Source organism: Saccharothrix texasensis (assembly GCF_003752005.1).
Taxonomy (GTDB): domain Bacteria; phylum Actinomycetota; class Actinomycetes; order Mycobacteriales; family Pseudonocardiaceae; genus Actinosynnema; species Actinosynnema texasense.
Genome location: NZ_RJKM01000001.1, coordinates 744149 through 759985, shown reverse-complemented (window position 1 = coordinate 759985; position 15837 = coordinate 744149). Strand labels below are relative to the sequence as shown.

Annotated in this window: 13 protein-coding genes; 4 read left to right on the top strand and 9 right to left on the bottom strand. The window is 73.8% G+C overall.

Annotated features, from left to right (window positions below):
* The first annotated feature begins 28 nt into the window (after positions 1 to 28).
* Positions 29 to 3946 carry an ATP-dependent RNA helicase HrpA gene (hrpA, locus tag EDD40_RS03070; RefSeq protein ID WP_123741549.1) on the top strand — a complete coding sequence of 1306 codons (3918 nt, stop codon included), beginning with the start codon at positions 29 to 31 and terminating at the stop codon, positions 3944 to 3946.
* A gap of 33 nt (positions 3947 to 3979) precedes the next feature.
* Here hrpA and EDD40_RS03065 read toward each other — a convergent pair whose 3' ends face one another.
* Together EDD40_RS03065 and EDD40_RS03060 are read right to left on the bottom strand one after the other, a co-directional pair.
* Positions 3980 to 4666, bottom strand: coding sequence for a hypothetical protein (locus tag EDD40_RS03065; protein ID WP_123741548.1), 687 nt, complete (start codon positions 4664 to 4666; stop codon positions 3980 to 3982).
* 88 nt (positions 4667 to 4754) lie between these two features.
* The gene (locus tag EDD40_RS03060) at positions 4755 to 5420 is read right to left on the bottom strand and encodes a TetR/AcrR family transcriptional regulator (protein ID WP_123741547.1); all 666 of its coding nucleotides are present in this window, start codon (positions 5418 to 5420) and stop codon (positions 4755 to 4757) included.
* 111 nt (positions 5421 to 5531) lie between these two features.
* Here EDD40_RS03060 and EDD40_RS03055 point away from each other — a divergent pair, with 111 nt between their 5' ends.
* A complete protein-coding gene (locus EDD40_RS03055) occupies positions 5532 to 6458 on the top strand; it encodes an SDR family NAD(P)-dependent oxidoreductase (RefSeq protein ID WP_123741546.1) in 927 nt (308 codons plus the stop codon).
* A 42-nt stretch (positions 6459 to 6500) separates the two neighbouring features.
* Here EDD40_RS03055 and EDD40_RS03050 read toward each other — a convergent pair whose 3' ends face one another.
* On the bottom strand, positions 6501 to 6986 hold the full coding sequence (locus tag EDD40_RS03050; RefSeq protein ID WP_123741545.1) for a MarR family winged helix-turn-helix transcriptional regulator: 486 nt from the start codon (positions 6984 to 6986) through the stop codon (positions 6501 to 6503).
* A 208-nt stretch (positions 6987 to 7194) separates the two neighbouring features.
* A complete protein-coding gene (locus tag EDD40_RS03045) occupies positions 7195 to 7683 on the bottom strand; it encodes a MarR family winged helix-turn-helix transcriptional regulator (RefSeq protein WP_123741544.1) in 489 nt (162 codons plus the stop codon).
* A 58-nt stretch (positions 7684 to 7741) separates the two neighbouring features.
* On the opposite strand from EDD40_RS03045, the gene EDD40_RS03040 reads away from it, so the two are divergent.
* Positions 7742 to 8575 (top strand): NAD(P)H-binding protein, encoded by an 834-nt coding sequence (locus EDD40_RS03040; protein WP_123741543.1) that lies wholly within the window; start codon positions 7742 to 7744, stop codon positions 8573 to 8575.
* Positions 8572 to 9531 (top strand): NAD(P)H-binding protein, encoded by a 960-nt coding sequence (locus EDD40_RS03035; protein ID WP_123741542.1) that lies wholly within the window; start codon positions 8572 to 8574, stop codon positions 9529 to 9531. Before EDD40_RS03040 ends, EDD40_RS03035 begins: the two co-directional genes overlap by 4 nt.
* On the opposite strand, the gene EDD40_RS44245 is transcribed toward EDD40_RS03035, so the two are convergent.
* From EDD40_RS44245 to EDD40_RS44235, 5 genes are read right to left on the bottom strand one after another with little or no spacing between them, the layout of a single operon-like run.
* Positions 9497 to 10156, bottom strand: a complete 660-nt coding sequence (locus EDD40_RS44245) for an FHA domain-containing protein (RefSeq protein ID WP_123741541.1) — start codon at positions 10154 to 10156, stop codon at positions 9497 to 9499. The genes EDD40_RS03035 and EDD40_RS44245 overlap by 35 nt on opposite strands.
* A 3-nt stretch (positions 10157 to 10159) precedes the next feature.
* The gene (locus EDD40_RS44240; RefSeq protein WP_123747707.1) at positions 10160 to 11440 is read right to left on the bottom strand and encodes a vWA domain-containing protein; all 1281 of its coding nucleotides are present in this window, start codon (positions 11438 to 11440) and stop codon (positions 10160 to 10162) included.
* Entirely contained in the window at positions 11430 to 12398 is a 969-nt protein-coding gene (locus EDD40_RS03020; RefSeq protein WP_123747708.1) for a PP2C family protein-serine/threonine phosphatase, read from the bottom strand. Before EDD40_RS03020 ends, EDD40_RS44240 begins: the two co-directional genes overlap by 11 nt.
* A gap of 2 nt (positions 12399 to 12400) precedes the next feature.
* Positions 12401 to 14779, bottom strand: a complete 2379-nt coding sequence (locus tag EDD40_RS03015; protein ID WP_123741540.1) for a serine/threonine-protein kinase — start codon at positions 14777 to 14779, stop codon at positions 12401 to 12403.
* Positions 14776 to 15837: a hypothetical protein gene (locus EDD40_RS44235; protein ID WP_123741539.1), complete on the bottom strand. Its 1062-nt coding sequence runs from the start codon at positions 15835 to 15837 to the stop codon at positions 14776 to 14778. Before EDD40_RS44235 ends, EDD40_RS03015 begins: the two co-directional genes overlap by 4 nt.

The window sequence follows — 15837 nt, the reverse complement described above, 5'->3', positions numbered from 1 at the left end:
CGGCCCACCCTCGATATCCTTGACCCAAATGAACCAGATGTCGCACGCTGACCTGCGCAAACGCCTGTCCGAACTGATGTCGCGGGACCAGCGGAGGCTGGCACGCAGGCTCGAGGGCGCCCGCAAGGTCCGCGACGACGCCGCCCGCGCCGCCGTGCTCGCCGAGATCGAGGCCGAGCTGGAGGCCGCCGAGCTGCGCGTCGCCCTGCGCCGCGAAGCCGTGCCGAAGATCACGTACCCGGCCGAGCTGCCCGTCAGCGCCCGCAAGGACGACATCGCCGCGCTCATCCGCGACCACCAGGTCGTGATCGTCGCCGGCGAGACCGGCTCCGGCAAGACCACCCAGCTGCCCAAGATCTGCCTCGAGCTCGGCCGCGGCGTGCTCGGCCAGATCGGGCACACCCAGCCCCGCCGCCTCGCCGCGCGCACCGTCGCCGAACGCGTCGCGCAGGAGCTGGACACCGAGTTGGGCAGCGCGATCGGCTACAAGGTCCGGTTCACCGACCAGTCCGGCGGGGACACCCTGGTCAAGCTCATGACCGACGGCATCCTGCTCGCCGAGATCCAGACCGACCGGATGCTGTCGCGCTACGACACGATCATCATCGACGAGGCCCACGAACGCAGCCTCAACGTCGACTTCCTGCTCGGCTACCTCAAGCAGCTGCTGCCCAAGCGACCCGACCTCAAGGTCGTCATCACCTCCGCGACCATCGACCCCCAGCGGTTCTCCCGGCACTTCGGCGACGCCCCCGTCATCGAGGTCTCCGGCCGCACCTACCCCGTCGAGGTCCGCTACCGCCCGATCGTGGACCCCGAGGACCCCGACGCCGACCCGGACCGCGACCAGACCCAGGCCATCTGCGACGCGGTGCGCGAACTGCAGGCCGAAGGCCCCGGCGACGTGCTGGTGTTCCTGTCCGGCGAACGGGAGATCCGCGACACCGCCGACGCCCTCGCCGCCCTGGAGCTGCGCAACACCGAGGTCCTGCCGCTGTACGCGCGGTTGTCCTTCGGCGAGCAGCACCGCGTGTTCCAGCCGCACACCGCCCGCCGCGTCGTGCTCGCCACCAACGTCGCCGAGACGTCGCTGACCGTGCCCGGCATCAAGTACGTCGTCGACCCGGGCACCGCCCGCATCTCCCGCTACAGCCACCGGCTCAAGGTGCAGCGGCTGCCCATCGAACCCGTCTCGCAGGCGTCGGCCAACCAGCGCAAGGGCCGCTGCGGACGCGTCTCCGAGGGCATCTGCGTCCGCCTCTACAGCGAGGACGACTTCGACGCGCGCCCGGAGTTCACCGACCCGGAGATCCTGCGCACCAACCTCGCCTCGGTCATCCTGCAGATGACCTCCATCGGCCTGGGCGACATCGCCGCGTTCCCGTTCATCGACCCGCCCGAGGCGCGCAACATCGCCGACGGCGTGCAGCTGCTGCAGGAGCTCGGCGCGATCCTGCCCGCCGAGCAGAAGCTCACCCCGCTGGGCCGCAAGCTCGCCCAGCTGCCCGTCGACCCCCGCCTGGCCCGCATGGTCATCGAGGCCGACCGCAACGGGTGCGTCCGCGAGGTCATGGTCATCGCCTCCGCGCTGTCCATCCAGGACCCCCGCGAACGCCCGTCGGACAAGCAGCAGGCCGCCGACGAGTTCCACGCCCGGTTCAAGGACCCCGAGTCGGACTTCACCGCGTTCCTCACCCTGTGGGAGCACGTGCGCGACAAGCAGAAGGAGCTGTCGAGCAACCAGTTCCGCAGGCTGTGCCGCGCCGAGTTCCTCAACTACCTGCGCGTGCGCGAGTGGCAGGACATCTACCAGCAGCTGCGGCAGGTCGCGAAGACCCTCGGCGTGCACGTCAACGACCAGCCCGCCGACCCGCGCAACGTGCACCTCTCGCTGCTGTCCGGGCTGCTGTCCCACATCGGCGTCAAGGACGTGCCCAAGCGCAACCCCGGGAAGAACGAGCAGGGCAAGCGCGTCGCCACCGAGTACCTCGGCGCCCGCAACGCGAAGTTCGCGATCTTCCCCGGCTCCTCCCTGTTCCGCAAACCGCCCCAGTGGGTGATGGCCGCCGAACTGGTGGAGACCTCCCGGCTGTGGGGCCGGACCGTGGCGAAGATCGAACCCGAGTGGGCCGAGAAGCTCGCCGGGCACCTGGTCAAGCGCACCTACAGCGAACCGCACTGGGAGGCCAAGCGCGGGTCCGTCGTCGCCCTGGAGAAGGTCACCCTCTACGGCGTGCCCATCGTCGCCTCCCGCAAGGTGGACTACGGGCGCATCGACCCCGAGCTGTCGCGCGAGCTGTTCATCCGCCACGCCCTCGTGCAGGGGGAGTGGACCACCCACCACAAGTTCTTCCAGCACAACCGGGACCTGCTCGCCGAGGTCGAGGAGCTGGAGAACCGGGCCCGCCGCCGCGACATCGTGGTGGACGACGAGACCGTCTACGACTTCTACGACCAGCGCGTGCCCGCCGACGTCGTGTCCGTGCGGCACTTCGACACCTGGTGGAAGAAAACCCGCCACACCGAGCCGGACCTGCTCACCTTCGACAAGGCCATGCTGGTCAACGACCGGGCCGCGGTCACCCCCGACGCCTACCCCGACGAACTGCGCCGCGGCGGCCTCACCCTGCCGCTGACCTACCGGTTCGAACCCGGCACGGCCGTCGACGGCGTCACCGTCACGCTGCCCCTGCCCGCGCTGACCGCCCTGCCCGACGACTCGCTGTCCTGGCAGATCCCCGGGCTGCGCACCGAACTCGTCGTCGCGCTCATCCGGTCGCTGCCCAAACCGGTGCGCCGCAACTTCGTGCCCGTGCCCGACGTGGCCGCCGCCGCCCTGTCCGGCATCGACCCCGACGAACCCCTCCTGCCCGCCCTGGAACGACAGCTGCGCACCCTCACCGGCGTCGTCGTGCCCCGCGAGCAGTGGCAGCTCGACCAGGTGCCCGAACACCTCAAGCTCACCTTCGAGATCGTCGACGAGGACGACCGCCGGCTCGCCCGCGGCAAGGACCTCGCCGCGCTCAAGGCCCAACTGCGGGGACAGCTGCGCGCGACCCTCGCCGCCGCCGCGAGCAACCTCGCCCGCACCGGCCTGACCACCTGGGACATCGGCGACCTGCCGCGCACCGTGCAGCGGCAGCGGTCCGGCATCGTGGTCACCGCCTACCCCGCCCTGGTCGACAAGGGCGACACCGTCGCGGTGGAGATCCTCGACACCCCCGGACGCCAGCGGCAGGCCATGTGGCGCGGCACCCGCCGGCTGCTGCTGCTCACCACCCCGTCACCGGTCAAGTCGCTGCAACGCGGTCTCACCAACGCCGAGAAGCTCGCGTTGACCCGCAACCCCCACGGCGGCGTGGCCCCGCTGCTGGCCGACTGCATCTCCGCCGCGGTCGACAAGCTCCTGCGCGACGCGGGCGGACCGGTGTGGACCCAGGCCGCGTTCGCCCGGCTCACCGACCACGTCCGCCGCGGCCTGGGCGAGACCACGTTCGACGTCGTGCACAAGGTCCGCCGCGTCCTGGAAGCCGCCCAGGACGTCGAACTGCGCCTCAACGGCGTGCGCGGCCCCGTGTTCGACGAGTCCGTGGCCGACGTCCGCGCCCAGTTCACCGGCCTGGTGCACCAGGGGTTCGTCACCGAGGCCGGCGCCGACCGGCTCGCCGACGTGCACCGCTACCTGCAGGGCATCGCCCGCCGCCTGGAGAAGCTGCCCGAGAACGTCCGCCGCGACCAGGAGTGGATGGACCGCGTGCACGCCGTGCACGCCGAGTACCGCGAACTGCGCGCCGCCCTGCCCGCCGACGAACCGCACGAGGAGCTCGACGAGGTGCGGTGGATGATCGAGGAACTGCGGCTGAGCTACTTCGCCCAGACCATCGGCACCCGCTACACCGTCTCCGACAAGCGCATCTTCAAAGCCCTCGACGCCGTGCCCCGCTAGCCCGTCGCCAGTCCTCCGACACCCGACCCGCCTTCAGCCCGACACCGAGTTCCACCCGAACCCGCACACCGCGAACCCGTACCGGGTCGCGCCGTTCACGAACGCCGCCGTCGCCGCCCGGTACCGCTCCAACTCCGCGTCGAACGTCGCGGAGTTCCTCGCCAGCAGCGCGTTGGCCATGTAGTTCCAGTACGCGCTCGCGTGGTTGAAGTCGTTCCACAGCTGCTGGATGCGGGCGTAGTTGCCCGCGTCGCGCGGCTCGACGACCACCGACCTCCAGTCCTGCAGCATCCGGTTGCGCGACTCCAGCACCGACATCATGTAGCCGTAGTCCAGCGTCGCCACCCGGGCGGGCCGGTTCCCGATCGCCGGCGCGCACGCCGCGTCGGCCTGCCTGATGTAGGCCTGGCGCAGCTCCTCCGGGGACGGCGTCTCGGTGGTCGTGGTCGTCTCCTCGGTGGTCGTCTCCTCGGTCGTTTCCTCCGTGGTGGGGTCGACGACCTCCGACAGCTCCGGCTCGGCCGCCGCCGGGATCGGCAGCCGCGTCGGCTGGGCCGGGGCGGTGGTCGTGGTGTCCGCGAACGGGATGGCCTTCTTGATGTCGTCGTCCCACCCCAGGAACACGGCGATCGCGATCAGCGACGACACGGCCGAGATCACCGTCCCGTACAGCTTGACCTTCTCGGGCCCGTCCTTCGACCCGCTACCGTCCTCCGCCACGCTCCGCCCTCCGGAATCGCCCGACTACCCTGTGTACACCACCGGGAGCCCCGGCGCGGCCGGGTAGGGGGAAACGGCGCGACGCGGGTCAGTCGCGGGGGAGCACGCCCAGGAGGGTCGCGGTCAGGGCCAGCTTCAAGGAGGGCTCCAGCCCCAGGTGGAAGCGGGCCAGGTCGGGCTCGGCCTCGTAGGCCGCCCGCAGGCTGGGCGGGGGTGTGCTGTACGCCGACAACGCGCCGGCCGTGACCACGGTCTGCAGGCTGAACAGTGCCGCGTTCTCGCCCAGCTCCGGCAGGTACCTCCGGATCAGGGCGGCCATGGTCGTCAGGTGGTCCAGGGAAGCACGCTTGTAGCGCGCCACGACCTCGACGGACACGTTGTGCTCCAGCACGCTGCCCTGCGCGCCGAAGAGGTCGCACAGCACCACCCGACCGGAGAGCGAGCGGCTGAGGACCGCGGCCACCGCCTCGGCCCGCCCGGCCATGGGCAGGTCCTCGTCGACGCCGGCGGCCAACTCGCCCGCCAGGTCCGTCAGCCACTCCCGCAGGAGGTGGTCCAGCAGTTCCAGCAGCACCGCCTCGCGGGACTCGAAGTAGCGCAGCACGTTCGGCTTCGCCAGGCCCACCCGGCGGCTGAGCTCGTTGAGGGTGACCGCGGCGACGGGCATCTCGTCGAGCATCGCCGACGCCACGTCGAGGATCGCCCGCCGGCGGATCTCCCGCTGCTCCTCGGTGCGCGCCCGCTGGAAAGTCACGACCGGGAGCCTAACTTGAGTACCGCCGGTACGTTGACAACGTACCGGAAGTACTTTAGCGTCGTCACTACAAGATACCTTCGGTACTTTACCTGGGCGGGGAGCCTGATCATGAGCGGGAAGTGGACGACAGCGGACATTCCGGACCAGCGCGGACGGGTGGCCGTGGTGACCGGGGCCAACACCGGACTGGGGTACGAGACCGCGAAGGCGCTCGCCGAGCGCGGGGCCTCCGTGGTCCTCGCCGTGCGCGACACCGGCAAGGGCGAACGCGCCGCGGCCGGCATGGCCGGCGACGTCACCGTGCAGGCGCTGGACCTGACCTCGCTCGACTCCGTCCGGAGCGCGGCGGAGGCCCTGCGGTCGCGGCTCGACCGGATCGACCTGCTGATCAACAACGCCGGGGTGATGTACACCCCGAAGCAGACCACCCGCGACGGCTTCGAGACGCAGTTCGGCACCAACCACCTGGGCCACTTCGCGCTCACCGGGCTGCTGCTGGACCGGATGCTGCCGGTGCCCGGCTCGCGCGTGGTCACGGTCAGCAGCACCGGCCACCGCATCCGGGCCGCGATCCACTTCGACGACCTGCAGTGGGAGCGGACCTACAGCCGGGTCGCCGCCTACGGCCAGTCCAAGCTCGCCAACCTGATGTTCACCTACGAGCTCCAGCGCCGGCTCGCCGCGCACGGCACCACCGTCGCGGTCGCCGCGCACCCCGGCGTGTCGAGCACCGAGCTCGCCCGCAACACCCCCGCGGCCCTGCGGCTCCCGCTCACCCGGATCGCGCCGCTGATCACCCAGACGCCGGCGATGGGCGCGCTGCCGACCCTGCGCGCCGCCACCGACCCCGCCGTGCTCGGCGGCCAGTACTACGGTCCCGGCGGGCTCAACGAGATCAGGGGCCACCCCCGGCCGGTCGTCTCCAGCCCGCAGTCCTACGAGGTCGCCGTCCAGCAGCGGCTGTGGGCCGTCTCCGAGGACCTCACCGGGGTGCGGTTCCCCGCCGTCCGGTCCGGGTCGGCCGTCACGAGGTAGCCCCCGCCGGTCGTCGCCGCGCGGGCCGGGTCGGGGGCGGCGCTACTCGCACCGCTCCAGCAACGCCCGCAACGCGTCGGCGACCACCGCCCGGGTGTCGTCGTCCAACGGCTCCAGCAGCCGCGCGTACTGCCGCATGTGCTCGGCCAGCATCCCGTCCACCAGCTCGCCGCCCCGGTCGGTCAGCTTGATCCGCACCAGCCGCCGGTCCGTGGCGTCGGGCACCCGCTCCACCAGGCCCTTGGCCTCCATCCGGTCGATCCGGTTGGTGATCGCGCCCGCCGTGACCAGCGACGCGGACAGGAACGCGCCCGCCGTCATGCCCTGCGCCGACCCCGCCCGCCGCAACGTGGTCAGCACGTCGAACTCGCCCGGCTCCAGCTCGAACCGGCCCACGAACTCCCGCAGCTCGCGTTCCAGCAGCCGCGCCAGCCGCGTGACCCGCGCCAGCACCGCCATCGGCGAGGTGTCCACGTCCGGGCGCTGCACCGACCACTGCGCCAGGACCAGGTCGACCGCGTCCGCCATCACCCCTCCTGACGCACCGGCGCCGCCGCGTCGCACGACCCGTCGCCCGTGCCACCCGACGCCGCACCGGCGGCGGGCCCCCCGTTGATCCGCACGACCCCCACCGTATTCGTGATCGACAACGCGCGCGGGCGTCCGGGCGAAAACCCGCGCGACGGAGCACCGGCGCCCACCCGCACGGCCCAGTCGCGGACTCCGGACGCCCCGCCTACCCCTCCGCCAACTCGTCGGTCGCCGTTCGCCCCAATGCCGTGGTCCGCCGCAGGAAGTCGGCCAGCAACGCCAGCTCCGCCTCGTCGTAGCCCGCGAACAGGTCGTCCATCGAGGCGTTCATCCGCGAGTAGAGCGCGAACAGCTCCGGGTTGCGGTCCTTGACCGCGCGCACCGCCACCGCCCGCCGGTCCGCCGCGTCCGGGTCGCGTTCCCGGGTGATCCACCCCGCCCGCTGCAACCGGTCGAGGATCCCGGTCAACGTCGCCGGGTGCAGCCCCGCCCGCCGCGCCAGCTCGCCCGGCGTCATCGGCCCGTGCCGCTGCACCAGCTCCAGGCAGTCCAGGTCGACGTCCTTGAGCTCCAGCCGCCGGGAGACCTGGTGGTTGAGCAGCGACAACTGGTTGCGCAGCTCCCTCAGCGACTCCTTGATCGCCGTGACGGTCCGCCGCCGGTCACGCGCATCCCCAGAACTTATGGAACTCATATGTTATGGTCTCCGTATCGTATCTGTTCCGCACGAAGTCTATCCGGGGGAACCGCCCATGACCGTCCTCGTCACCGGGGCGACCGGCCTCGTCGGCCGCCACCTCGTCGGCCTGCTGAACGGGCCCGTGCTCGCCGTCAGCCGCGACCCGCGGGCCCGCACCGGCACGGACCACGTCACCTTCGTCGACGACGACCCCGCCCACCTGGCGGGCGTCACCGCCCTGTTCGTCCACCCGCGCGCCGTCGCCGACCCGGCCGCCCTCGTCGCCCACGCCCGGGCCGCCGGCGTCGGCAAGGTCGTCGCGCTGTCCGCCCTCAACGTCGACGACGACCCCGCCGACCAGCCCTCCCGCCACCGCGGCGACCGCAACGCCGAAGCCGAGGCCGCCGTCGCCGGCAGCGGCCTGCCGTGGGTCAGCGTGCGCGCCGGGTCGTTCGCCACCAACACCGCGACCGCCTGGGCCCACCAGATCCGGGCGGGCGACGTCGTGCGCGGCCCCCACGCCGACTTCGCCGAGGCGCCGCTGGACGAACGCGACCTCGCCGAGGTCATCGCCCACGCCCTGACCACCGACACCCTCGACGGCCGCCGCGTCGAGGTCACCGGACCCGACTCCCACACCCACGCCGAGCTCGTCGCGATCATCGGCGGCGTCCTCGGCCGCCCGCTGCGCCACCAGGAGGTCCCGCCCGCGCAGGCCGCCGACGGCATGGTCCGCGCCGGCCTGCCGCCCGCGTTCGTCCACGCCCTGATGGCCCGCTACGCCAGGGGAGCGGGCCTGCCCGCCACCGTCACCGACGAGGTCGCCCGCATCCTGCGCCGTCCCGCCCGCACCTTCCCCGAGTGGGTCGCCGACCACACCCGCCTGTTCACCGGGGAGACCGCATGACCATCCTCGTCACCGGCGCGACCGGCACCGTCGGCCGCCACCTCGTCACCCACCTGCTCGCCGCCGGGCACGAGGTCCGCGCGCTGAGCCGCCACCCCGAGACCGCCGGCCTGCCCGACGACGTCGAGGTCGTGCGCGGCGACACCACCGACGTCGGCAGCCTCGCCGCCGCGTTCGCCGGCGCCACCGCCGCCCACCTGATCAACTTCGGGCACGGCTACCGGCCCCTGGACAACGGCGACCAGGTCGCCGCCGCCGCACGGCGCGCCGGCGTCGGCCGCGTCACCCTGCTGGGCGGCTGGGCCGAAGGCACCCTCGAACCCGCCGTCCGCGCGAGCGGCCTGGCGTGGACCCAACTGCGCCCGCTGGAGTTCATGGCCAACACCCTGGCCGACTGGGGGCCGCCGCTGCGCGCCCACGGCGTGATCCGCGAACCGCACGGCGACCGGCGCAGCGCGCTCGTCCACGAAGCCGACATCGCCGCCGTCGCCGCCACCGCCCTGACCACCGACGGCCACGCCGGGCGCACCTACACCCTCACCGGCCCCGAAGCGCTCACCCCGCGCGACAAGGTGCGCCACCTCGCCACCGCCACCGGCCGCGACCTGCGCTTCGAGGAACTCACCCCGGACCGGGCCCGCGCCCTGTGGACCGCCGAACCGCCGGCGCTGCAGCTCTACCGCGTCGCACCCGGCGGACCGGCGGAGAAGGCCGACTTCGTCCTCGGCCTCTACGCGAACGTCCCCGCCACCGGCTCCACCGTCACCGACGCGGTCGAACGGGTCACCGGCCGTCCCGCCCGCACCTTCGCCCACTGGGCCGCCGACCACGCCGACGCGTTCCGGGAACGAGCCGCCCGCCCTCCGCGGCTGTCGACGCGCGGGGCGGAGAGCACCACGTCGAGACCCGCGCACGCTCGCGCTAGGTCTGCCCGCCGATCCAGCGGTGCAGGGTGAGGGTGGTCCACGCGCCCACGTGGACCCGGTCGCCCGGCTCCAACGGGTGCGGTTCGTGCGGCGGCAACGGGGTGCCGGCCCCGTTGACCGTGGTCCCGTTCGTCGAGCCCAGGTCCACCACCGCCCACCCGTCACCCGACGCCACCAGCACCGCGTGGTGGTGCGAGACGCCCGGGTCCTCCGGCGGGCCCACCAGGTCGATCCCCGGGAAGATGCCCCGCGACCGGCTCCGCCGCCCGATCGACACCTGCGGCCCCGACAGCCCGAACCGGCGCGGCGGGCAGAACCGCGGGAACGCCACCACGCCCGCGTCCGGCCCGCCCGCCGCCACCACCCGCTCGAAGTAGGCCCGGTCCGCCTCCACCGCCACGTGCCACGACACCGGCCGGGCCACCACCGGCCGCGACGTCACCGGGCCCGACGAGTCCTGCCCGCACTCCTCGCAGAACCGACCCACCCGCACCGCGCCGCACGCCGCGCACGTCTCCTCCACGACCACCGCCGGCGACGACGAAGAGGACGGGGACGACGGGGACGACGGCCCGGCCCCGGACGGCATCGGCGTGCCGCACACGTCGCAGTAGTCGTCGGTCGCCGAGTCGTGCCCGGTCGGGCAGGTCGCCATCGCCTAACCCCGCCCGACCCGCTTGGTCACCGTCGAACGGCTGTCCAGCGTCATCTCGTCCTCGTCGGCCACCTGCGGCCGCAGCTTCACCGTCCCCGTCCCCGGGTCCTGCACCTGCACCACCTTCGCCAGCAGCTTCGCCGTGTCGGTGTTGCCCGACTCGTGGGCCAGCCGCACCGCCCGGCCCAGCCTCGCCGTCGCCCGACCCACGTCACCGGCCTTGCGCGCCTCCAGACCGTCCTGGATCGCCTCCGCCAGCTCCGCCTGCCCCGTGTAGTGGGCGACCTCGACGCTGATCCGCGTCGACAGCGCCGAGTCCTCCGTCCACACCGCCATCACCCGGCCCTGCCCCAGCACGTCACCCGAGGGACCCACCAGGCTCACCCGCGACGCCAGCATCCGGTCGCGCAGCCCGGCCGGCCGCACCCGCACCCGCAGGTGGTAGTCGCGGCTCTCCGCGCCGCCCCACGCCCCGGTCGGGTAGTCGCCCGTGCGCGGCCCCGACTCCACCCGCCGCCCCGTCAGGTCCCGCAACCCCGGCGCCACCTGCTTGACCGACACCACACGCGCGCCCTCCGGCGTCCACAACCGCAGCGACACGTCCGCCAGCGCCTTGCCCATCGCGGTCGCCGCCATGGACCGGAAGTCCTCGGCCAACCCGTCCGGGTCGGCCACGATGTCCACCGTCCCCAGCATCGCCTCGGCGATCCGGCGCAGCTCCGCCACCTGCCAGTCCGTGCCCACCCCGCGGCAGTCGCACGTGAAGCGGCCCGCCACCTCGTCGAGCACCTTCGTCAACCGGCGCGGCGACTCGTGCTGGTTCTCGCCGTCGGTCACCAGGATCGCGTGCCTCGGCCCGCCCTCGAACCCGGCGAGCAGGTCGTCGGCCAACGCCAGCCACCGGCCCATCGCCGTGCCGCCGTCCGCGCGCAGCATCCGCACGGCCTGCTTCGCCGCGGCCCGCGACCGCGGGTCCGACACCGCCAGCTTCCGCGCCCGGGGGTAGACCACGCGCGCCGTGTCCGTGCCCGCCACCACCGCGAACGACACCCCGTCGCGCAACACGTCGACCGCCGCCACCGCGGCCTGCTTCGCCGCGGCCAGCTTCGACGGCGGGTAGGCCATCGACGCCGACGTGTCCACGATGACCACCTCGGCCGCGTCGGTGGACACCACCTCCGCCGGCGGGCCCGTCGCGGTCACCGTGACGATCGCGTCGACGTCCGCCGCGCCCTCGGGCAGGTACTCGTTCTGGAACACCTCGACCGCGAAATCAAGCGCCATGCCCACCCCGCAACTGGACGACGACCACCGTGATGTTGTCGTGCCCGCCCGCCTTCAGCGCGACGTCCACCAGCTCCCGCGCCACCTCGACCGGCGGCACGCCGCGCGGCAGCACCGCCAGCAGGTCCTCCGGCTCCGGCACGTAGTTCCACAAGCCGTCGCTGCACAGCACCAGCAGCCCCGGCGTCTCCACCTTGAACGTCACCGTCTGCGGCGCCTCGACGCCGGAGTCCGCGCCCAACCACCGCGACAGCACGTGCGCCCGCCGGTCGGTCAACGCCTCCTCCTCGGTCAGCACGCCCTCCGCGACCAGCTGCGCCGCCCACGTGTCGTCCGTGGTCAACCGCGCCGCGCCCGCCTCGGCCACCAGGTAGGCGCGGCTGTCGCCGACCCAGCCCACCGTCGCCGAGTCGTCGGTCACCACCGCCGACACGAACGTGCAGGACGGCGCCACCTCCGCCGCCTCCGGCCGCGCCAACCGGCCCACCGCCTCGTTGGCCGCCACCACCGAGTCCGTCGTCGACGACTCGGCGTCCATGCCCGCCTGCAACCCGGTCAACAGCACGTCCGCCGCCGTGTCCACGGCCGTCTGCGACGCCTGCTCGGCCCGCTCCGAGGACGCCACCCCGTCGCACACCACCACCGCGACCCCGCGCCCGCGCACCCGGCCGAACGCCATCGAGTCCTCGTTGCGCCGCCGCCGCTTGCCCCGGTCGCTCACCCCGGCCACCCCGGGCAGCACGAACTCCACCCGGTCCCGCGCCGAGGGCCGCGCCCGGCCGCACTGCTCGCAGAACCCGTCCGCGTCGAACTCCTCGCCGCCGCACGCGCACATCGGCGGCCACTGCGACCCCGGACCACCCACCGATGTCCGCTGCACCCGCAGGTTGCGCCCGCACGCCTCGCAGAAGCGGTCCTGCGCCGCCACCGGCGACGAACACCCGGGACAGGATTCCATGATCACACCAACGTCCTGGGCCGGACCGCGTTCGCGCGGTCGACGAGAGCAATGCGTTCCTCCGGGGTGTCGGCCAGCCGCGCCAACTGCCGGTAGCAGCGCTCCAGACCCGACCTCAGCCCCGACTCGCTCACCTCGCAGTCCAGCAGCTTCCCGCCGGGCGCCGCGCCGGCCCCCCGCAACGACTCCAACGCCACACCCAACAACTCCACGGTCAACCCGGCCCGCCTCGCCACGTCCAACTCCAACCCCGACAGCCTCGCACCGGCCGCCATCACCTCCGCCAACGCCTCCGCCCCGTGCCCCCGCGCGCACTCCCGGGCCGCGCCGAGGTGCGCCCGCACCGCCGCGACCTGCGCCGCCACGTGGTGCACCGACGTGTCCGGCACCGAGTGCAGCACACCCACCGCGGCCTCGCGGTCGCCCCGCGCCACCAGCACCCGGGCCAGTCCGAACGCCGCCGACACGAACGCGTGGTCGGTGCGCCACACCACCTCGTACCCGGCCGCCGCCGCGTCCGCATCGCCCGACGACTCCGCGCACACCGCCACCGCCAGCTTCGGCGCCGCCTCGCCCGGCAGCACGTCGCGCACCCGCTCGAACGCCGCCCGCGCCCGCCCGGCGGCCGCCGGGTCCTCACGGCTGTCCACCAACGCGGCCACACCCCGGTACCAGCCCGGCCGCCAGTCGTCCGGCGCGGGCGTCTGCGGGTCGTCCGGGTCGAACGGCGAGGCCAGCGCGTCCAGCTCGCCGACCGCCTCCCGCACCCGACCCGCCTCGATCAACGCCCGCACCACCTGCAACCGCACCTCCACCGTCTGCACCGGCGCCGCCCGCAGCGCCGCCACCACCTGGTCGGGGTCACCGGTCGTCGCCGCGGTCGCCAGGAAACCCGCCGCCGCGTCCGAGGTGTCCACCTGGGGCACCGGCAGGCCCGTCGCCGCCGCCCGCACGTCCAGCCCGCCCTCCGTGCCGAACGCCCGCCGCTCCGGCGTGAACTGCCGCGACACCCCGGGCCTGGGCAGGCCGTCCTGCTGCGCCAACACCTCCCGCAGCACACCGGTCAGCTGCTCGGCCATCTCCTCCGCCGAGGCGAACCGCTGCTCCGGGTCGCGGTGGGTGGCCCGCAGCAGGAACCGGTGCAACGAGTCGTGCCGGCGCAGCAACGGCTGCTCCGCCGGCTCCGGCAACGACTCCTTGTAGCGGCCCCGGAAGTCGAACTGGAAGCTCATCACCGCCAACGCCCGGCCCACCGTGTACAGGTCGGAGGCCACCGACGGGCCGTCCGTGCCGATCTCCGGCGCCTGGTAGCCGATCGTGCCGTAGATGGGGGAGTGGCGGTCGTCGATGCGCCGCACCGCGCCCAGGTCGATCAGCTTCAACTGCTCCTCGGTCTGGATCACGTTGTCCGGTTTGAAATCGCAGTACAGCAGGCCCACGTCGTGCAGGTAACCCAACGCGGGCAGCACTTCCAGCGCGTACGCGATGGCCTGCGCCACCGGCAGCGACCCGGTGCCCGTGCCCTCCGCCCGCAACTGCTTGATCATGTCCTTGACCGACGTGCCGCCCACGTACTCCATCACGATGTAGTCCACGAGCTCGCCGCTGACCCGGTCGGCGTGCCGCACGAAATTGTGGATCTTGACGATAGTAGGGTGCTCCACCTCGGCCAGGAACCGGCGCTCCGCCATCGCCGCCGCCATCGCGTCCGCGTCACCGGAGTCCAGCAGGCCCTTCAACACCACCCACCGGTCGCTGACCGCGTGGTCGGCGGCCAGGTAGATCCAGCCGAGGCCGCCGTGCGCCAGGCACCCGAGCACCTCGTACTGGTCGTGCAGCACCTCGCCCGGCGCGAGCTTCGGCGTGAACGAGTAGTGGTGCCCGCAGTGCGCGCAGAACCCCTCCACCCGGCCGGGCCGGCCGTCCCGACCCCTCCCGACCTCCTTGCCGCAGCTGGAGCAGAACCGCTTCGCCTCCGGCACCTCCGGATCGGTCAGCACCGCCGTCTTCGGGTCCCGGTAGGGCACCCGGGGCACCTCGACCAGGCCCGCGCCCAACCGCCCGCGCCCGGAGGACCGGGTGGACGCCGACGCCCGCCGCGAACTACCCGCCGACGCCGACGCGAGCGACCACGGGGCCGTGCCCGGCCCCGTCGCGGGACCGGTCGCGCGGTACGCGCCCGTGGCGGGACCGCTGTCGGAACCGGGCCCGGGGTGCGCGCCGGTGGCCTGCCCGCTGTCCGCGCCGACCCCCGCGTCACCGGACCCCGGCGCGGCGACCGGCACGGTGGGCGCGAGCACCGGCGCCTCCAGCCCGCACACGTCGCAGAACCCGTCGTCGTCGATCGCCCCGCCGCAGCCGGACCGCGGACACGTCCTCACCGGGCCTCCGTCCTGGCCAGCACCGCACGCTGGTAGCGCAGCACCGCCACCGTCCCCGCGTTCAGGTCGCACGGCGCGGCGGAGAGCACGTCACGCGCCCGCCGGTGCAGCCCCAGCAGCTCCGCGTCCTCGGCGAACCCGCGCCCGGCCGCCTTCGCCCGGTAGGCGTCCAACCGGCCCCGCAGCTCCGCCCGCCGGTCCAGCGACCCGGCCAGGTGCGCGACCACGTTCCGGGCCCGCGCCAACGCCGCGCCCACCGCCGCCTCCACGGCCGCCAGGTCGGGTTCCGCCACGTCCGGGAAACGTCGGCGCAGCCCGTCGAGTGCCCCGGCGACGTCGTCGCCGGGCACCGGCGGGTGGTCGCCGGCGATCTCCGCCACCGCCTCCACCCGCACCCGCGCCGCCCGCGCCCGCAGCGACCCCACCTCGGCGACCTGCCGCGACAGGGCCGCCACCCGGGCGGGGAACGTCCGGTGCAGCGCGCTCACCGACGCCACCCGCGCGACCAGGTCCGCCACCGCCGGATCGGGCGTCAACGGGTCGGCCACCGCGCGGGCGTGAGCCTGAGCCACCTCGGCGCGCAGCGCCCGCGCCGCCGGCGAGTCGATCCCCGCCACCTGCCCGACCAGCGGGTCCAGCACCGCCCACCGCCGCGTCCACGCCTCGTGCGCCTCCGTCAGCACCGCCGTGACCAGCGCGTACTCCGCCTTCATCCGCGCCACCAACGCGCGCAGCGTCACCTGCCGCGCCACCGGCCCGGTCAACGTCCGCGCCGACGCCTCCGTCAGCACCACCGCCGGCCCGCGCAGCAGCCGCGCCAACTTTGCCGGGTCGCGCGCGTCCGACGCCTGCCGCAGCAACGCCCGGTAGGCGTCGAACCACTCCCACAGCCGCACCATCCCGGCGTCCGCCGCCTCCCACCGCCGCGCCGACGCCCCCGTCAGCGCGGCGCCGCGCAGCAACCGGTGGCCCGGGTGGTCCTCCATCACCAGCAGCGACTCGGCCACCCGGTCGCTCTCCCGCAGCGCCGCCGCCAGCTCCTCGTCCAGGGTGAGCAC